This is a genomic window from Mycolicibacterium houstonense (assembly GCF_900078665.2).
In the GTDB taxonomy this organism is placed as follows: domain Bacteria; phylum Actinomycetota; class Actinomycetes; order Mycobacteriales; family Mycobacteriaceae; genus Mycobacterium; species Mycobacterium houstonense.
Window position 1 is genome coordinate 3,494,105 of the sequence record NZ_LT546207.1, and the last position, 18,106, is coordinate 3,512,210.

20 protein-coding genes and 2 pseudogenes are annotated in these 18,106 nt (G+C 65.1%); 9 read left to right on the forward strand and 13 right to left on the reverse strand.

Features of this window, described 5'->3' with window-relative positions:
* Window positions 1-3: 3 nt before the first annotated feature.
* Window positions 4-1,113, reverse strand: a complete 1,110-nt coding sequence (locus BN4332_RS33255) for a glycoside hydrolase family 76 protein (protein WP_066900053.1) — start codon at window positions 1,111-1,113, stop codon at window positions 4-6.
* Between the two features lie 65 nt (window positions 1,114-1,178).
* Here BN4332_RS33255 and BN4332_RS17445 point away from each other — a divergent pair.
* Window positions 1,179-1,285: pseudogene (locus BN4332_RS17445) on the forward strand (cyanase); the annotation flags it as partial.
* On the opposite strand, the gene BN4332_RS17450 reads toward BN4332_RS17445, so the two are convergent.
* The 5 genes and pseudogenes from BN4332_RS17450 to BN4332_RS17470 form a co-directional block, all read right to left on the reverse strand.
* On the reverse strand, window positions 1,286-1,939 hold the full coding sequence (locus tag BN4332_RS17450) for a TrmH family RNA methyltransferase (RefSeq protein ID WP_066900055.1): 654 nt from the start codon (window positions 1,937-1,939) through the stop codon (window positions 1,286-1,288). It lies immediately after the preceding pseudogene.
* Window positions 1,932-2,822, reverse strand: a complete 891-nt coding sequence (locus BN4332_RS17455) for a hypothetical protein (RefSeq protein ID WP_066900160.1) — start codon at window positions 2,820-2,822, stop codon at window positions 1,932-1,934. The genes BN4332_RS17450 and BN4332_RS17455 overlap by 8 nt, the downstream gene beginning before the upstream one ends.
* Window positions 2,823-2,840: 18 nt before the next feature.
* Window positions 2,841-3,617, reverse strand: a complete 777-nt coding sequence (locus tag BN4332_RS17460; protein ID WP_066900057.1) for an SDR family NAD(P)-dependent oxidoreductase — start codon at window positions 3,615-3,617, stop codon at window positions 2,841-2,843.
* A gap of 17 nt (window positions 3,618-3,634) precedes the next feature.
* Window positions 3,635-4,318 (reverse strand): annotated as a pseudogene (ttfA, locus tag BN4332_RS17465) (trehalose monomycolate transport factor TtfA); the annotation flags it as partial.
* 80 nt (window positions 4,319-4,398) lie between these two features.
* The gene (locus BN4332_RS17470; RefSeq protein WP_066900059.1) at window positions 4,399-5,022 is read right to left on the reverse strand and encodes a TetR/AcrR family transcriptional regulator; all 624 of its coding nucleotides are present in this window, start codon (window positions 5,020-5,022) and stop codon (window positions 4,399-4,401) included.
* Window positions 5,023-5,092: 70 nt separating this feature from the next.
* On the opposite strand from BN4332_RS17470, the gene BN4332_RS17475 reads away from it, so the two are divergent.
* Together BN4332_RS17475 and BN4332_RS17480 are read left to right on the forward strand one after the other, a co-directional pair.
* Window positions 5,093-6,151, forward strand: a complete 1,059-nt coding sequence (locus BN4332_RS17475) for a Rieske 2Fe-2S domain-containing protein (protein ID WP_066900061.1) — start codon at window positions 5,093-5,095, stop codon at window positions 6,149-6,151.
* A complete protein-coding gene (locus BN4332_RS17480; RefSeq protein ID WP_066900064.1) occupies window positions 6,148-7,227 on the forward strand; it encodes an NAD(P)H-dependent amine dehydrogenase family protein in 1,080 nt (359 codons plus the stop codon). The genes BN4332_RS17475 and BN4332_RS17480 overlap by 4 nt, the downstream gene beginning before the upstream one ends.
* A 59-nt stretch (window positions 7,228-7,286) precedes the next feature.
* Here BN4332_RS17480 and clpB read toward each other — a convergent pair whose 3' ends face one another.
* Entirely contained in the window at window positions 7,287-9,833 is a 2,547-nt protein-coding gene (gene clpB, locus BN4332_RS17485) for an ATP-dependent chaperone ClpB (protein ID WP_066900066.1), read from the reverse strand.
* 130 nt (window positions 9,834-9,963) lie between these two features.
* On the reverse strand, window positions 9,964-10,743 hold the full coding sequence (locus BN4332_RS17490) for a DUF2510 domain-containing protein (protein WP_160110879.1): 780 nt from the start codon (window positions 10,741-10,743) through the stop codon (window positions 9,964-9,966).
* A gap of 768 nt (window positions 10,744-11,511) precedes the next feature.
* On the opposite strand from BN4332_RS17490, the gene BN4332_RS35520 reads away from it, so the two are divergent.
* The 3 genes from BN4332_RS35520 to BN4332_RS17510 all read left to right on the forward strand — a co-directional run bounded on the left by BN4332_RS35520 (window position 11,512) and on the right by BN4332_RS17510 (window position 13,661).
* Window positions 11,512-12,252, forward strand: coding sequence for a nucleotide disphospho-sugar-binding domain-containing protein (locus BN4332_RS35520; RefSeq protein WP_435405197.1), 741 nt, complete (start codon window positions 11,512-11,514; stop codon window positions 12,250-12,252).
* Between the two features lie 78 nt (window positions 12,253-12,330).
* On the forward strand, window positions 12,331-12,999 hold the full coding sequence (locus BN4332_RS17505) for a GAP family protein (RefSeq protein ID WP_066900070.1): 669 nt from the start codon (window positions 12,331-12,333) through the stop codon (window positions 12,997-12,999).
* 38 nt (window positions 13,000-13,037) lie between these two features.
* The gene (locus tag BN4332_RS17510) at window positions 13,038-13,661 is read left to right on the forward strand and encodes a CYTH domain-containing protein (protein WP_066900072.1); all 624 of its coding nucleotides are present in this window, start codon (window positions 13,038-13,040) and stop codon (window positions 13,659-13,661) included.
* Here BN4332_RS17510 and BN4332_RS17515 read toward each other — a convergent pair.
* Genes BN4332_RS17515 through BN4332_RS17530 form a run of 4 tightly spaced genes read right to left on the reverse strand, consistent with a single transcriptional unit; the run spans window position 13,643 to window position 15,463 of the window.
* Window positions 13,643-14,104: a hypothetical protein gene (locus BN4332_RS17515; protein WP_066900074.1), complete on the reverse strand. Its 462-nt coding sequence runs from the start codon at window positions 14,102-14,104 to the stop codon at window positions 13,643-13,645. The two genes, BN4332_RS17510 and BN4332_RS17515, sit on opposite strands and share 19 nt — an antisense overlap.
* Entirely contained in the window at window positions 14,101-14,511 is a 411-nt protein-coding gene (locus BN4332_RS17520; RefSeq protein ID WP_160110880.1) for a hypothetical protein, read from the reverse strand. The genes BN4332_RS17515 and BN4332_RS17520 overlap by 4 nt, the downstream gene beginning before the upstream one ends.
* Window positions 14,512-14,568: 57 nt before the next feature.
* Window positions 14,569-15,021 carry a hypothetical protein gene (locus BN4332_RS17525; RefSeq protein ID WP_066900077.1) on the reverse strand — a complete coding sequence of 151 codons (453 nt, stop codon included), beginning with the start codon at window positions 15,019-15,021 and terminating at the stop codon, window positions 14,569-14,571.
* A gap of 1 nt (window position 15,022) precedes the next feature.
* Window positions 15,023-15,463 (reverse strand): hypothetical protein, encoded by a 441-nt coding sequence (locus tag BN4332_RS17530; protein ID WP_066900079.1) that lies wholly within the window; start codon window positions 15,461-15,463, stop codon window positions 15,023-15,025.
* A 112-nt stretch (window positions 15,464-15,575) separates the two neighbouring features.
* Between BN4332_RS17530 and BN4332_RS17535 the strand changes: the two genes are divergently transcribed.
* Genes BN4332_RS17535 through BN4332_RS34430 form a run of 3 tightly spaced genes read left to right on the forward strand, consistent with a single transcriptional unit; the run spans window position 15,576 to window position 17,430 of the window.
* Window positions 15,576-16,466, forward strand: coding sequence for an EspA/EspE family type VII secretion system effector (locus tag BN4332_RS17535; protein ID WP_066900081.1), 891 nt, complete (start codon window positions 15,576-15,578; stop codon window positions 16,464-16,466).
* Entirely contained in the window at window positions 16,459-16,779 is a 321-nt protein-coding gene (locus BN4332_RS17540) for an ESX-1 secretion-associated protein (RefSeq protein WP_066900083.1), read from the forward strand. Before BN4332_RS17535 ends, BN4332_RS17540 begins: the two co-directional genes overlap by 8 nt.
* A 51-nt stretch (window positions 16,780-16,830) precedes the next feature.
* Window positions 16,831-17,430 (forward strand): hypothetical protein, encoded by a 600-nt coding sequence (locus BN4332_RS34430; protein WP_235654119.1) that lies wholly within the window; start codon window positions 16,831-16,833, stop codon window positions 17,428-17,430.
* A 4-nt stretch (window positions 17,431-17,434) separates the two neighbouring features.
* On the opposite strand, the gene BN4332_RS17550 is transcribed toward BN4332_RS34430, so the two are convergent.
* Window positions 17,435-18,064, reverse strand: a complete 630-nt coding sequence (locus BN4332_RS17550; RefSeq protein ID WP_066900084.1) for a TetR/AcrR family transcriptional regulator — start codon at window positions 18,062-18,064, stop codon at window positions 17,435-17,437.
* Window positions 18,065-18,106: the final 42 nt, after the last annotated feature.

Here is an 18,106-nt window from a genome sequence, read left to right on the forward strand (position 1 = left end):
GGATTACTCGGCGAGGGTGTGCGCAGCTTCCAGCAACATCCAACCCGAAACCTGAACCGACAAGTCACGCTCGGGGATCTCCGACGCATTGACCGCGCCATCGATGAACTGGGCTTCTCCACTCTTCCCGCCGTCGGCCCCCGGCACTTCCGCGGTACGGTCCCAGAACGGTCCGAACAACGGCAGCCCGTCCACGGTCTGGCGATAATTCCACGCCGACTCGGCGGATTTCAGCACGATCCTCCTGGCCGTCTCGCGAGCGGCCTGGTCCTGCGCCGAGTCGCCCGGCAACGTCTTGGCCACCAACGCCAGGTACCGGGCCAGGATGCTGTTGAACAGCCCGCCGTCACCGCCACCGGCACCCTTGATGACGCCGTCGGGGGCCATCTCCTTGTCCACCGCGGCCACCAGACGACGTACCCGTTCGGCATGCCGGGAGTCCTGGGTGCGTACCGCGAGCTCCACCTCCAGGCCCAGCACCACGCCCTGGCAGTAGGTGTACTGCGCACGGACCATCGAGCCGGCCTTGATGCCGTCGAACACCAGGTGCGTTTCCGGATCGATCAGGGTGTCGTCGATCCAGTCGGCCATCTGCTGGGCCCGGCGCAGCCGGTCGTCGTAGCGGGCCAGGAAGATTCCGGCCGGGCCGTTGGCCGGGGCGTTGAAGAACTGGTCCTGTTTGCGCCACGGGATGCCGCCACCGTCCTCGGGCACCCAGGCCTCGATGAACTGCTTGCACAGTTTCTCTAGCGCACGATGCTTCTCGACGCCCGCCAGCCGCCCGGCCCGTTCGATGGCCAACGCCAGCCAGGCCATATCGTCGTAGTAGTTGTTGGTCCAGGACAGGTTGTTGCGCAACCAGTGGGCACGGATCTGCCGCTCGATTCGGGTCTTCCGCTCGGGCTGGGGATCGCGTACCTGCGCATCGACCAGGCAGTCCAGGAGATGCGCCTGCCACCAGTAATGCCACGTTCCGAACTGCCGGTACTTCTTGGTCGCCGGCCAGGCCACCACGCCGAGCTGGGTGCCGGGCAGGCCCCAGAGTTTCGTCAGGTGCCGTTGGGTGATCGCAGCTTCGGCGCTGGCCGCACGGTTAGCCCATAGCTGATCCATGTTGACGATCCTGCCTTACCAGCCCTGCGAAGTGTCGGCATGTCGGGCAGTTTTCCGCGCCGACATCGGCGATCGACGTCAAGCTCGATGTGCGCAAGGTCGCCGACCCGAAGGCGGAGAACGCGCCGTGATCACCTTCGACGGCAAATACCTGCCGACGAAGCCATTCTGATCACCAAGCCTGGGAGAAATCCGCGTGACGAGTGATCCACGCGTGCATGGCAATCCCTGCAGCGACGCCGGCGTTGATGCTGCGGGTCGACCCGAATTGGGCGATCGACACCGTGACGGCCGCGCCGGACTGCGCCTCGGGCGTGATGCCCGGGCCCTCCTGGCCGAAGATCAGCAGGCAGTCGCGAGGTAGTTCGGTCTCTTCCAGCCGCACGGCGCCGGGCACGTTGTCCACCGCGACGACGGTCAGCCCGGCCTCGGCGGCGAAGGACAGCAGCTCGGCGGTGGTGTCATGGTGGTGCAGCCGTTGATAGCGGTCGGTCACCATCGCGCCCCGCCGGTTCCACCGCCGACGGCCGACGATGTGCACCGTGTCGACGGCGAAGGCGTTGGCGGTGCGCACCACCGCACCGATGTTGGCGTCGTTGCCGAAGTTCTCGATCGCGATGTGCAACGGGTGTCGCCTGCGGTCGATGTCGGCGATGATCGCCTCACGTTTCCAATAACGGTAGGCGTCAACGACATTGCGGGTGTCCCCGTCGCGCAGCAGGTCCGGGTCGTAGCGGGCGGCGTCGTCGCCCGAGGGCAGCGGCCCTTCCCAGGGACCCACTCCCGGCGACTCACCCCATTCGCTGGGGCCGACGGCCTCAGCCACCGGTGGTCCACAGTGCGGCGTGGGTACCGATCACCGATACCGACGCATACAGCAACGCCGCGTTGATCTCGCCCTGAGTACACAGCGAAGCGCGCACATTGACCGCCCCCCGTGAGGCCTCCGGCAGGATCAGCACCGAAGAGCCGTATGCCGAACAGGCATGGCTGAGTCCCGGAGGCGGCATCGTCGGGCCGACGACCACCATCAACGGTCCACCCCGGGCCACCGCGTCGTCTCCGTAACGCTTTGCCTCACCGATGATTTCGAGACCGAGCAGCATGTAGCCGTTCCCGCTGAACGCGGCGGGGTCCCCGAGCGCGGTCGGGGCCAGCTGGCCACCGTCGGCGCGGAAGGCGTCCACACTGGTGGACTTGATCGTCACCCCGGTGTCGTTGACGTTGGTGGGCAACACCCCGACCGGGAATGCGGCCGGATAGGCCACGGTGGTGCCTGCGATCCGCTCACGCGGCGAGTAGGCATAGACTCCGCGCACCTGACTCTGATCACGCAACGGCCCCAAACACACTGTGCCGGTGAGCTTGTCGGGCGCCGGCGCCGACAGTGGCCGGATCCCCAGGCTGGTCACGCCGTCACAGCCATGCAGCGCGTCAGACTCGATCGGATGCGCCAGCGCGCCGTACAGCCCGAATCGGATGTCCTCCGGTTTGGCGTGGCCCTCACCCGACGCGGTGCCTTCGACGTCGATCAGCACCCGCTCGGCGTCGAACCGCAGATCCGATACCTTCAGATTCCAACCGAGAATGTCCAGCGAGTCGCCGACTGCACCGGTCGAGGCTTCGTAGATGCGACCGGGTTGATCAGAGCCACAACCCACGGTGACGACGAGAAGCACCGCCATCACCGCAGCGATCAGCCCCCGCACCGCCACGTCAGTTCAGTTCTAAGTTCTCCCACGACCTTTTCCCACTGCTTTTGTCATGGCGCGCACCAAGTTTCGCGGAACCAACCGGCTTCCCGTGGTGAGCGCCTTGTACTGCAGGCCCGGCACGATAACCACCTTGCCCGCGGCCACGTCGACCAGGCAGTCACGAATGACGTCCTCGACCTGCAGCCACAGGAACGACGGTGTGCCCGCCATATCGATGCCCGCGCGGGCATGAAACTCGGTATGGACGAACCCCGGGCACAGGGCGTGCACGCCGACCCCGGTGCCACCGAGCCCGTTGGCCAGTCCCTCACTGAACGAAACCACCCACGCCTTGGACGCCGAATAGGTCGATCCGCGCCCCGGCACCAGGCCCGCCACGCTCGCCACGTTGATGACAGTGCCGCGGCCGGCCTCGATCATCGACGGCAGCGCGGCATGAGTCAGTTCCATCACCGCGGTGACGTTGACATCCAATTGGGCCTGCAACTGCGCCAATTCGGCGGTCCAGAACTCACCCGACGTGCCGAATCCGGCATTGTTCACCAGAACCTGCACGCCGGCCCGGAGCCGATCGGCGACCTTGGCACGGTCGGGCGCGGATGAAAGATCCGCAGGCAGGACTTCGACGGCCGCACCGGCCTCGTCGCGCAACTCGGCCGCCAGCTGTTCGAGCCGCTGGACGTCGCGCGCCACGAGGACCAGGTCGTAGCCGTCACGCGCGTAGCGGTGGGCGAATCCGGCGCCGAGGCCTGAGGTCGGTCCGGTGATCAGCGCGACAGGGCGAGGCATGCCGATAGCGTACTGAACTGCNTGGGCGAGCCGGCGCGACGAGCCAGCGCGGCCTGGCTACCCTGGCCGGACTGCGGCGCCACGCCGTTCTGCGGAACCGGCGGCAGAACCCGCAACAGGTCGTTGAACTGACGCACCGTGCGCAGCCCCTCGTCCCATTGGGCGCGGGTACTGGTGACCGGCATGCTGACGAGCGTCCAGTGCTGCTCGTTCCACATGATCTCGGCGCAGTCGGGAGCGGTGTGGGCGAACGTGACCATCCGGCGGTCGCAGGCCCGGCGGGCGGCGTCGAGGGTGGTGGAGTACACCATCCGCGGACCGATCGCACCGAGCAGCCAGATGTCGCTCTCCCGGGGCTCCTTGATGCCCTTGAGCCGCAGATCGACGACCACGTTCGTGCCGACCTTGCGGTGCAGCGCGATCACCGTCGCCACCTCTTCGATGTCAAAGATGAACACCGCCTCGCCACGAATTTGGCCGAGCACGACGTTCTTGGCCGTGACGTCACCGATGGTCGACATCACCCCGCGCTTCCAGCGCTTGAGGATCTCGTTCGACTCGTGCTCGTAATCGAAGCCATGCGACTTCGCCCACGACTTGCGGCGCCGTCCCAACCCACGTCGACGGTCGATGTCGACGTACAGCAGCACCGCCGCACCCACGAAACAGAGTGCGGACAGCGTGAACCAGAGCGGGACCATCGGGCCTAGCCTACTTGTTGACCGCGGGAATGCCCCAGCCTTGTGAGGTCACAACCCGATTACTGGTGATCAGGCCGCTGTTACCGAGACTGCTCGAGGTAGGCGACGATCGCATTCGTGAGCCCCCGGCGAGCCATGTCGAGGTCGGTGTACGTGCCGAGTTGACGCTCGGAGGCGATGCCGCGCATCGCCCCGGGGATGAAGGAGGCAACCTCACGCACCCGTTCGGGGTCCACATCCAGGCCGCCGAAGGCCTGCTGACAGGTTTGCAGCCAGCCCTGCCCCCAGGACGACAGCTCGGCCGCCGTCTTCGGATACTGCCGCTCGAGTTCGGCCCCGTCCCGCGGCAGGGCGGCGCGCAGATTCTCGATCGCCCGCGAATCTCCGACGGTCAGCCCGTCGTAGAGCAGATCGATGACGGCAGCGACGCGTTCTCGCAGCGGTGCGGCGCTGTCGTGCTGGCCGAGGACGCCCGCGCGCCGTTCAGCGGTGCGGCGCAGCACAGCGGCCCAGAATCCGTCGATATCGCCGAACTGGTACTTCACCGCACCCCAGGTGACACCGATCTCTTTGGCGATCCGATTGGCCGATACCGCCCCGGGGTCTCCGGTGGCCAGGGCCTTGCGCGCGGCCTCCAGCATGCTCTCGCGGGTAGCTTCACCGCGCCGGTTGGTGCGGCGCGCAACAACGTCAGCGTCGGTCATCTTCGAGAGGCTACCCCGTTTTCACAGAACCCTCTTCCAAAGTTTCACAGAAGCTCCTACGATTCCGGACATGGCAAAACCACCGTTGTCGATGAAACCGACGGGATGGTTCCAAGTCGCCTGGTCAGACCAGGTCGGGGTCGGGTCCGTGCACGCCATGAAGTACTTCGGCGAGGAGATGGTCGCCTGGCGCTCGGAATCCGGGCGGGTCACCGTGATGAACGCCTACTGTGAGCACCTCGGCGCCCATCTGGGATTCGGCGGCCACGTCGTCGGTGAGGTGATCCAGTGCCCGTTCCACGGCTGGCAGTGGAACGCCGAGGGACGCAACGTCTGCATCCCGTACCAGGACCGGCCCAACCGCGGCCGCCGGATGCGCACCTACCCCGTCGCCGAGCTCAACGAGGCCATCTATATCTGGCACGACATCGAAGGACGTGAGCCGTTCTTCGACGCGCCGGATGTGTTCGCGTCTTTCAACGACGGCAGCAACGCGGCCGATTACTACCCGCAGCAGCGTCTCTTCCGTGAAGCGCTCGAGCTGCATCCGCAGTACGTGCTGGAGAACGGCGTCGACTTCGCCCACTTCAAGTTCGTGCACCAGACCCCGATCGTGCCGGTGTTCACCCGTCACGATTTCGCCGCGCCGATCTCCTACGTCGACTTCACCATCACCTTCGAGGGCGACGACCAGCAGTCGATCGACGATGTGAAAAGCGGCGTCGAGGCGATCAACGGCGGACTGGGCATCGCGGTGACCAAGAGCTGGGGCATGATCGACAACCGCACGATCTCGGCGGTCACGCCCGTCGACGAGTCCACCTCCGACGTGCGGTTCATGGTCTACATCGGCCGGACCCCAGGGAAAGATTCCGAGCGCGCCGCCGCGAAGGCCGCCGAGTTCGGCGACGAGGTGATCCGCCAGTTCACCCAGGACATCCACATCTGGTCGCACCAGCGCTACTCCGATCCCCCAGCGCTGGCCACCGCCGAATACGAGGGGTTCACCGCAATCCGCAAGTGGGCCATGCAGTTCTATCCAGACGGTCTGGGCGGCAGCGCCGCGGACCTCGCTTCCGGTGGCGGAGCCACCAATCCAACATCAGGACGAAAGGCCGATTTCACATGACCGAGAAGATCCGCGTATTCCAGGTGGCGACCGGCAACGTCGGCACCGAGATGATCAAACGCATCGGCAAACGGCCCGATCTCGAACTGATCGGATTGCACTGCTACACAACGGAAAAAGTCGGTCGCGACGCCGGTGAGATCGCCGGGATGGAGCCGATTGGGGTAACCGCGACAGGCTCGGTCGACGAGATCATCGCGGCGCGTCCCGACGTGCTGACCTTCCATGGCGTCTTTCCCGACGAGGACTTGTACGTGAAAGTCCTTGAGGCCGGGATCAATATCGTCACCACCGCGGACTGGATCACCGGTTGGCACCGCGACACCAACCACCCGCATCCCTCCGGCAAGCCGGTGTCCCAGCTGCTGGCCGAGGCTTGTGAGAAGGGTGGTTCTACGTTCTACGGCACCGGGATGAACCCCGGCCTCAACCAGATCCTCGGGGTGGTGTGCTCGGCCGATGTCGCCGAGATCGAGAACGTCACCACCATCGAATCCGTCGACGTGTCCTGCCATCACAGCAAGGACACCTGGATCGAAGTGGGCTACGGCCTGCCGGTCGATGACCCGTCGATCCCCGGCAAGCTGGAGAAGTACACCCGCGTGTTCGCCGACAGCGTGCTGATGATGGCCGACTGCTTCGGCCTGACACTCGACGAGGTCAAGTTCAGCTACGAGCTCGGTGCCTGCACCAAGGATGTGGATCTGGGCTGGTACACGCTGCCCAAAGGATCGCTGGGCGGCAACTACATCAAGTACCAGGGCATGGTCGACGGCGTGCCGCGCGTCGAAACCCACCTGGAGTGGCAGATGACCCCGCATACCGATCCGAGCTGGGATATCAAGGGCTGCTACATCACTCAGATCAAGGGCGATCCGTGCGTCTACAACAAGCACATGATCTTCCCGAAACCCGGGGTGGACCTGTCCGATCCCGATTCCTTCGCCTCGATCGGCATGACGGTCACCGGGCTGCCCGCACTCAATGCCATCGCATCGGTGGTCAAGGCCCCGCCGGGGCTGCTGACAAGCGCCGACGTGCCGCTGCGCGGCTTCGCCGGGCGGTTCAACATCTAGCGTTACAACGCGAAAAGCCCCGCCACACTTCATGTGTGGCGGGGCTCTTCACTGCCGGCTCAGCCCAGGACCAGGCCCTCGCCGTCGGCGCTGACGTTGACCGGCACCACGTCACCGTCGTGCACCTCGCCGGCCAGCAGCATCTTGGCCAGCTGGTCACCGATCGCCTGCTGCACCAGGCGGCGCAGGGGACGGGCACCGTAGAGCGGGTCGAAGCCGCGCTGGGCCAGCCACTGCTTGGCAGGCAGCGACACTTCCAACGTGAGCCGGCGCTGCGCCAGCCGCTTCTGCAGCTGCTGCAACTGGATGTCGACGATCGACACCAGCTCGCCGGGTTCGAGGCCGTGGAAGATGATCACGTCGTCCAGCCGGTTGATGAACTCCGGCTTGAACGCCGCCCGCACCGCCGCCATCACCTGCTCCTCGGTGCCACCGGCACCCAGGTTGGAGGTCAGGATCAGGATCGTGTTGCGGAAGTCGACCGTGCGGCCCTGGCCGTCGGTCAACCGACCCTCGTCGAGCACCTGCAACAGCACGTCGAACACGTCCGGGTGGGCCTTCTCGATCTCGTCGAACAGCACCACCGTGTAGGGACGTCGCCGCACCGCCTCGGTCAGCTGACCACCCTGGTCGTAGCCGATGTATCCCGGAGGCGCACCGACCAGCCGAGCCACCGAGTGCTTCTCGCCGTACTCACTCATGTCGATGCGGACCATGGCGCGCTCGTCATCGAAGAGAAACTCCGCCAACGCCTTTGCCAGCTCGGTCTTACCGACACCGGTCGGGCCAAGGAACATGAACGAGCCCGTCGGCCGGTTGGGGTCGGCCACCCCGGCCCGGCTGCGGCGCACCGCGTCCGAGACCGCGGTCACCGCGGCCTTCTGGCCGATGACGCGCTTGCCCAGCTCCTCCTCCATGCGCAGCAGCTTGGCCGTCTCGCCTTCGAGCATCCGGCCGGCCGGAATACCGGTCCACGCCTCGACCACCTCGGCGATGTCGTCGGGACCGACCTCTTCCTTGAGCATCACGTTCTCGCGAGCCTCGGCCACCGGCAGCGCGGCATCGAGCTTCTTCTCGACCTCGGGGATCCGGCCATAGCGCAGTTCCGCCGCCTTGGCCAGGTCACCGTCGCGCTCGGCCCGGTCGGCCTCGCCACGCAAGCTGTCGAGCCGCTCCTTGAGCTCGCGGACCACGTCGATGGCGCCCTTCTCGTTCTGCCAGCGAGTGGTCAGCTCCGACAACTTCTCCTTGTAGTCGGCCAGCTCGCCACGCAGCTTCTCCAGCCGCTCCTTGGAGGCGTCATCCTCTTCCTTCTCCAGCGCCATCTCTTCGATCTCGAGACGGCGGACCAGCCGCTCGACCTCGTCGATCTCGACCGGCCTCGAATCGATCTCCATGCGCAGCCGGGACGCGGCCTCGTCGACCAGGTCGATGGCCTTGTCCGGCAGGAAGCGCGCGGTGATGTAGCGATCCGAAAGGGTCGCGGCGGCAACCAGAGCGGAGTCGGTGATGCGCACACCGTGGTGCACCTCGTAGCGGTCCTTGAGACCACGCAAGATGCCGACGGTGTCCTCGACGGAGGGCTCGCCGACCAGCACCTGCTGGAAACGGCGCTCCAACGCGGCGTCCTTCTCGATGTACTTGCGGTACTCGTCGAGCGTGGTCGCACCGACCAGTCGAAGCTCGCCGCGGGCCAGCATCGGCTTGATCATGTTGCCCGCATCCATCGCGGATTCGCCGGTGGCACCGGCGCCGACAATGGTGTGCAGCTCGTCGATGAACGTGATGACCTGGCCGGCCGAGTTCTTGATGTCGTCCAGCACGGCCTTGAGGCGTTCCTCGAACTCACCGCGGTACTTGGCCCCGGCCACCATCGAGCCGAGGTCCAGGCTGATGACGGTCTTGTCCCGAAGGCTTTCCGGCACGTCGCCGGCGACGATGCGCTGCGCCAGGCCCTCGACGATGGCGGTCTTGCCGACACCGGGCTCACCGATGAGCACGGGGTTGTTCTTGGTACGGCGGCTCAGCACCTGCACGACACGTCGAATCTCGTTGTCACGCCCGATGACCGGGTCGAGCTTGCCCTCCCGCGCGCGGGCGGTCAGGTCGGTGGAGTACTTCTCCAGCGCCTGGTAGCTGCCCTCGGGGTCCGGGCTGGTGACGCGGGCACTGCCGCGCACCTTGGTGAACGCCTCGCGCAGCGCCTGCGGGGACGCACCGTGATTGGTCAACAGCTTGGCGACCTCGGAGCTGCCCGTGGCCAGGCCGACCATGAGGTGCTCGGTGGACACGTACTCGTCGTCCATCTCGGTGGCCAGGTGCTGGGCCGTGGTCACCGCCGTGATCGACTCCGGCGACAGCTGCGGCTGTGAGCTGGAGCCACTGACGCTGGGCAGCCGGCCGATCAGGCGTTCTGCCTCGGCGCGGATGGTTGCGGGCTCGACTCCGACCGCTTCCAGCAGTGGGGCGGCGATGCCGTCGTTCTGCGTCAGCAACGCCATCAACAAATGAGCGGGGGTGATCTGGGGGTTGCCTGCGGCGGTCGCCGCCTGCAACGCCGAGGTCAGCGCCGCTTGGGTCTTCGTGGTCGGGTTGAACGAGTCCACGACACCTCCCTTTTCCGATAGAGAAAATGCTTGTCGTGATGTTCAACGTAGTCAAGGTTGAGTCTGTTCCGCTCAACTTTAAAAATTTTCGGGGGGACGCTCCGGCTGCTACTGATTCCGACGGTTACGACTACCGCTCCCACGACGGCTGCAGGACAAATCGGCTGATCGCACCAAAAATCCCGCTGTCTGCCAGTCGGTTGATTAAGTAGTAGGTGAACGCAGTAACCAGCAGAAGCGTGGGGGTCGGCTCGGCCAGGCGGTGCAAACAGTCCAGCTTGTAGACAAACGCACTGTCGCTGGTGCCCGCGAGATCGAAGTTCGCGACGAACCTTCCCTGCCGCGTGACAGTGGCTATGCACGCACCCGATGGATCAAGGATCGACTCCTGAACGTCGGCATAGCGGTTATCGCTGGGCCGGATCCCGAAGTCGGCGGTCGCCACCTGCTGGAGTCCACTGTCCACTGCAAACGTCACCTGGCCGGTGCGAAACTGCCGCCCCGCGGAGCTGATCTGGCGCAGCTGGCCGACCCGCCGCCCATCAGGGCTCTCAGCATCTATCCGAAGTTGGCGGTTGGCTCCGTGTCGCGCAATGGTCAGGATCGGGGCACCGCTGGGTTCGACCACATCGAATACGAGCGACCGACGATCCCGGCCGACGATCGCCGGTATCCGCGAGCGCGAACGAACCGTTGCGACGTGCACACCTCGATCACCCGACACTGAACAGCACAGTCCTCCACGCTGATGAGCGGGGACACTGCGAAAGGTCAAGGTGCGCTGCCCAAGCGGAAAACCCGCTACCCGTTCAGGCGCCGCCACATCGTCAGTCCAACGGTGTCCGTCGTGGTAACGAAGTTGACTGACATTCCACGGGTCGGCGAACCATCCCGACAGTGGCAGCGTCACGGTTGCTTCCTCCCCAAACCACGTCGACAAGTCGAACCGGATCGAGCCAAGCCCACCGTAGCGTGTTCATTCCGAAGCGCACTGGTGCATATCTGCTTCTCCGAGCCCAGATAGAGTCGGCCTGCGCGAAGGGAGGCCGTAGGCCGCGGCTACCACGCCAGAGGTCGATGAAAGCGTTCGTCGGGCACACTCGACTCCGTGCACATCGCCTTGGTTGCCGCCTCCGCACCCAGCCACATGTACCCACATTTGGCGGTCGTTCACGAACTTGTCCGCCGCGGTCACCGGGTGAGCTATCTGGTGAGCGGCCACATGTCGTGGCTGGTGCGCCCGACCGGCGCCGACGTCATCGAATGCACGTCGGTGCTGCCCGGTGCCCCTGGGGCACCGGAAGGCTGGGGCGACGAGAACGATCCGGTGACCGGCATGCGGATGTTCCTCGACGAGGCCATCCACGTATTGCCTCAACTGCATTCGGCACTCGATTCGGATCGGCCCGACATCGTGCTCTACGACATCGGCGGCATGGCCGGTCCGGTGGCCGCCGAGCGGTGGGGCGTGCCCGCCGCCCAACTGTCGCCCAGCGAGGTCGCCTGGGACGGCTACCACGAGGACATGGCCGAGATCCTGGATCCGATTCTCAACGGCCCGAGCGGTGCGTCCTATCGCCAGGCGTTCGACGACTGGCTGACCGATTCCGGCACCGGACTGACGTTCGACGATGTGACCGGCGCACCCCGGCGCTGCCTGGTTTTGATCCCACGGGTGATGCAGCGCAACGCTGATCGCGTCGGTGGCCGCTACCGATTCGTCGGCCCGTGCATCGATCCCCGTCGGGAAGATCCGCGCGACTGGTCCCCGCCTCCCGGCGACGGCCCGCTCGCCCTGCTGGCTTTCGGCNAACAACCACAGCGGTCTTTTATCCAAATCAAGAGGGGTATAAGAGACAGCCCGTGCATCGCCCCCCGTGGGGAAGATCCGCGCGACGGGCCCCCGCCCCCCGGCGACGGCCCGCTCGCCCTGCTGGCTTTCGGCACCGCCTATACCGACCGGGCCGACGTGTACCGCAACGTGATCGAGGCACTCGACGGTGCGGGCTGGCGGCTGGTGCTGGCCACCGGCCGCGCCGACGTGGGCCCGGTTCCATCGTGGGTTCAGTTGCGCGACACCGTTCCCCAGCCCGCGGTGTTGCGGGTGGCAGACTGCTTCATCACCCACGCCGGCATGGGTTCATGCACCGAGGGGCTGTGGTTCGGAGTGCCCATGGTGGCGATTCCACAAGCCGTCGATCAGCCGGCCAATGCCGCACGTCTCGAGGCCATCGGCGTCGGCCGCCACCTGACCGACCACCTGCCCAGCGTCGGCGATATCCGCGACGCCGTCCTCGGCGTTGCGGCCGACTCGCAGGTCCGGCTGGCCCTCGACACGATCGGCGCGGAGATCCATGCCCTCGGTGGGCCGGAGCACGCCGCCGACGCGGTGGAAGACGTCGCCGTCGGGCGATGGTGAGGATTCGCGATCGGGACGTGTCGGTGTTGCTAGGTTTGCTCGGGGTACTGCCTGGATTGCTGCACTGAGAGGGCGCCGATGACGCAGAGCTGGGGTTCGATTTTTGCCGAACTCATCCCGCTGGCACTGGTGGTGGCGTTGTCGCCACTGTCCATCATTCCGGCGGTGCTCGTGCTGCACTCCCCCCGGCCCCGGCCGACCGGCCTGGCGTTCCTGGCCGGATGGTTCGTCGGCCTCGCGGCCTTGACCGCGCTCTTCGTGGGGATCTCCGGATTGTTCGGCCGGCTCGACGAACCCCCGACGTGGGCATCGTGGTTGCGCATCGTGGTGGGCGCCGCCCTGATCGCCTTCGGCGTGTACCGCTATCTCACCCGAGCGAAGTCCGAGCACAGCCCCAAGTGGATGGCCAGCCTGAGCAAGCTGACGCCCAACAAGGCCGGGATCGCCGGGCTGGTGCTCACGGTGGTGAACCCCAAGGTGCTCTTCATCTGCGTGGCAGCGGGTTTGGCGATCGGCAGCGCCGGCCTGGGCCAGCCCGGCGTCTGGGCGGCCGGCCTCTACTTCGTGTTGTTCGCCGGATCGACGGTGGCACTGCCGATCCTCGCCTACGCGGTATCCGGTGATCGGCTCGATCCCGCACTGGCACGGCTCAAGGAATGGATGGAACGCCAGCATGCCGTGCTGGTCGCGGCAATTCTCGTGGTCATCGGCCTTCTCGTGCTCTACAAGGGAATTCACGCGCTTTAGGGGACCGATTTCGGCGAAAATCACGCTACGGTGTGCGCATGTCCGAATCCGGTTTCGGTGATTTCGAATTCGAGCGGAAGTTCTTTGTCCGCGAATTGCCCGCGGTAGCGGCATCGGATCCCATGCCTGCCCTGATCGTGCAGGCATATCTGTTCGCAGCCGACGGATACGCCGTCCGCGTCCGGGTACAAGGGCCGGCCCCGGCTGACTTGGCTCTTCCTCCCGCCGAGCTCGTGGAGGCATTCGGCGAGGAATCGCTGGGGACCATGACGGCCAAAGGCCCCGCGGTGGGCGGCACCCGCTATGAGGCCGAACGAGAGCTCGATCCATTGGTGGCGGCGCAGATTGTGCGCCGAGCCGAAAACGTCGTCGCCAAAGTTCGCTACTCGATGTGGCTGGGCGAGGACGGCTGGATCATCGACCGGTTCCTCGGCGGCAACGCACCCTTACTGCTGTCCGAAGTGGAGCGTGGTGGGCCCGTGGTCGATCTGGCAATTCCGGCGTTCTGCATTTCCGAGGTGTCCGAGGACGACCGGTTCCGCAACGAATACCTGGCACACAAGCCATTCGGCACCTGGGTCGACGAATATCTGGGCGAGCTCGAACTCCGAGGGCCTACGTTCGTGGATAGCCTGGGGCACAATCACTTCGAAGGCAGTTGACCGTAGGGCTGCTGCGGGCCACGGCCCTGAGAGATCGCGTAGTTCATGGCAGTGTGTACCGAATTGAGCAGGTGCTGGTACGCGGGTAAAGAACGGCCGGCTTCGTCATACATCCCGCGAAACGCCCCCGGGTCCGGCCGCTTGCCGTAACTCAGCGTTTCTTGGAAGATCTCGAGGAGCCGCGCGCATCTGGTCGCCTCGGCCGCCAACTCCGCATAGGGCGCCTCGTACAGACGATTGTGCGGCCACCGACCCCAGAACGCTTCGGACTGAACGAATAGCCGCGCCCGCTCGGCATCCACTCGATCTGCCTTGGTTGACGGCAGCATCGCGATGCCAATGAACACCGCCACAAACACAGCGGACAGCACCAGACCAACGGTCACGATCGTGGTGAAACTCAAGGCCCTATCCGAGCTGGAGGCGAGCACCTGATCAATCATCGTCTGGCCACCGCATTCATCGCGTTGACGACGGTGGATATCCAGGCGCGGACGGCCGCGATCTGGGCAGCAAGGCCTACGTCTTGTCCTTCACGCGCGCGACCGCGTCGCTTCTCCAGGACGAAGACGATGCGCCAACAACGCTCCGCCTCCGCTTCGAGTTCGGCGTACGGCACCTGCCATAACCACTGAACCGGCCAACGCGACCGGAACTGGGCAGACTCGGCCGTGAGTCGCGCCTCCTCTGCATCCAGTTGACTGGACTCTCTGCGGTCAACCCAGAAGCCCACTAACTTCACCGTTGTCCACACCATGACAACGGCGACCAGAATGCCGAGCCATTCCTCTTTGGTCGTCGGGATGTCCCCCCGTGCGACAAACTCAACTGCCAGCGTGTCCCCCTGCACGCCCACAGCCTAACCTCAGCATTCCGGCGACCTGGGTTGGAACTGCCGCAAGGCAATTCACGCAAAAGGCGGCGCCTGCGGGCCCCTACCTTGCGCGGTCGCGTAGTTCATGGCGGCGTGGACGGTGGCGAGCATGCTTTGGTACATGGCTTCTTCGCGTTCGAGCTGCTGACGGAACTCAGCATGTATGGGCTCGGCCCGCTTCCTCGCTGGCCCCCTCAGAGGCAGTCTCATTCGCTTTTCGCCCACATATCCAACGAGCTCATTGCACCTGTCCGCTTCAGCGGCCAGTTCCTCGTACGGCGCCACCCAGAGGCGATCGCCCGGCCAGCGCGCCCAGAATGCCGACGAGTGCGTATATAGCCGTGCGAGGGTGCGATAGGAGGCCCTGCCGCTGTACCACACGACCCCAGCGAAGAAGGCCGAGCCTCCGATCCCCGCTACCAGGAAGGTAATCGCCGAGGGGATGGATGCATCGATGAAGGAATCGAGATCGAATTCGGCACCCATATCATCTGAACCCTTCCGCAACGGCAGCCTGCCGATCGCGCGCGGCGGCTGTGTTCAACGCAGCCACCACAATGCCTATCCAATGACGCACGGCGGCAATCTCTTTGGCGCGCTCCTCGCTATTGGGGGCCACCAGCTTCCCCTCCTCGAGCAGGAGAAGCACCAGCCAACACCGTTGCGCTTCCTTGTCCAACTCACCGTAGGGAGCGCTTCCCAGCCGGTCAGCGGGCCAACGGGCACGGAACTGGGCCGATTCCTGCTCCAAACGCCGTCGGTAGGCATTCGGTCGACTCGTGTTGAACCACCACCAGAGTCCGGCTGCGACAGCGAGAACCACCGCCGTCACGAGGCATATCGCGACGAAGCGAGCCAACGCTTCCTCTGGAGTGTCCGGCCAGTTACGTACGGACAGCGGGATGAACACTCCCCCCAGAACCAGCATTGCCGCAGTCTAGCTAGGCCGCAGCAACGGCCACCGCGCCAAGTGCTCAATTTGGTGCGCCAGCCCCCGTAAACCCGCTGTTAGGCTCGCGGAGGCGCAAATGAGGGGGCAAATGAGCAAGCTGGAGCATGTCCAATCGGTCATCGAAGTCGCCTTCGCAGGCAAGGGCGGCTGGGAGCACTGGAACGGGAAAGACGAGGAGAACCCGGTCGAGGCGGCCGTAGCCCAGGCCGGTCTTGGCGCTGACGTTATCGGCGGCGGGCACCTGGTCGCCGAACTATTCACCGAACACGTTCTCAAGAAGCCCACCACCAACTTCAGCTCATATAGTTCACCGAAACCCAAGATTCAAGGATTCGGGACGCCCATCATCGGCGCGGCCCTCCTGGCTATCAACACGATGCAGTTGACGTGTGGCTTCGAAGACCCGGAGACAGGCGACCGGTTCAAGAAGGGCGCTGACGGTTTCACGGCGATTTCGGACACTCTGAAACGGGCAACGCCTACCGAGCTGTGGCATGGCTCAGGGGCGAATGCCTACGCCGGCGAGAATGAGCGGCAGCAGGCACGTGCCGCGACGATGAGCAAGATCGACACCGAGGTGCAGGGCATCATCGCCAACCAGGCGGATCAGATCAAGAAAACACGTATGGCCCTCGACATCGCGGCGACCTACCTCACCGTCTGCATCCCGGTGGCGATAGTTATCGGAAAGACTCCGCCGACCGGCCCGGCTCAACAGATGGCGTTCGAACTCAGCGCGGTCGGCATAGCGATGCCCCCAGCGCTCATCGCCGTTACGACAATGACCGGCCTTGCGATGCAAAATGCGATGAAGTTCGCAAAGGCAGCCAGCGCCTACCAAGAGGTCGCCGCTGGCGCCAAGCCGTCCGGAGCACCACCGGCGTCGATGTCGCCACCAGGCGGGAATACGACTTCAACTCCGTGGTCGCCATCCAATGGCACGTCGACAGGTACCGGAGAGGGATCGATCAATGTCTGACGGCACGCTGGGAGTTACCACTGCGCATGTTCGCGAACTGTCCGACGGTCAAAACACGGCAAAGCGGTATATCGAGCTGACAGCCGATGTCACCGACGGTGTCAGCGACTCCATGTTCGTGAACCATGGCGTGATCTGCGCGACCAGCATCGACGCCCTGGCGATGGCCAACATCGCCCGCCACATGGCATGCGCCGCTATGGCATCCGTGTCGCAGGATATGGCGGAGAAACTGAATATCTCCGCCATGTATTACGACCAGACGGATGCGCAGGGCGGAGCCAACCTGGGCAAACAGATGCATCCGCGGTGACATGTCGGACCAGGTATTCGATAACTGACCCGGAACAGGTATGACTAACGCATGACGCCAAACGGTTCGGACGACTGGGACGACGCCGACGACGACAGCGGCCTCGACGCGTTCGACTTCGGCGCGCCCCAGCACGATGACGACTCATCCGGTCTCGACGCGCTGCCGGACTATGCCTTTGGTGCCGACGTCCACCACGACGGCGACCACGGCACGGGATTCGATGCGGTTCACGACTACGCCAACCACGAGGTCGTCGACGACGAACATGACAGCTTCGCCGCCATCGACGCCGAACCCGAGCCCGAAGACGAAGAACAGATTCCGGTGGTCCAGGCGATCAACCCACCGGGCACCGTCACTGTCACGGCGTACCTCAACGGCTCCGTCGCCCAGGTGGATCTGGATCCGAAGGTGACCGCGCTGACCGAGGCTCAACTGGCGGACGAAATCCGTTTCGTGGCCGGCGTCGCCGCCAAGCGTGCGACGGCAGTGGTGCACATCGGCGTGGTCAACATGATGGTCGAGCAGGGCATGGACTTCCAGGAAGCACGGGACTTCGTCGGGACCAACATGCCGTTCGCGACGCCCGAGCAGGCCGGCGAGGCCGAACTTGCGCTCATCGCACGGCATTCCGACCGGGCACACTGATCAACTACAGATCGGGCAACCCCAGCTCGGCGGCATCAGCGGTGAGATAGCGGGTGATCGTCGGCGCGAGCAGTCGCACCATCTGCTCACTGTCGAGCGTGGCCATCGGCGGCACTTCCATCACGTAGCGCAGCATGGCGGTTCCGACCAGGCTGGACGCGGCGAGCATGGCGCGTAGCCGCGCCTGCTCGCCGCCACCGAGCACGCCGGACACCGCGGCGAGCACATACTCCTGCATAAAGGCCCGAAATGCCACGTGCGCATCGGAATTCGACGTCGCCGACTGCAACATGGTCCGCATGCTGGCCGCGCTGTCGGGCGATTCCCAGATTTTGAGGTAGACGCGCACCATCCGCTCGCCCACGTTCTCGGGCGGCCCTTGCAGCGCGGCCACCAGCACGTCGGGGTCGAGGATCAGCCGCAACGATTCCCGGAACAGGTCGGCCTTGGATCCGAATAGATAGAGCACCATCGACGCGTCGACGTGCGCATCCGAGGCAATGGCGCGCAGCGTCGTCTTCTCGTACCCCTCCGCGGCGAAGCGCTGCTTGGCCGCCGCCAAGACGGCGTCGCGGGACACCGGATCGCCCTGTCGACGTCCGCGTCGCTTCGTCGTTTTCGCAGGTGGTGCCACACATCGAGACTATCATTTCAATGAGTGTTGAAAATCGACCCC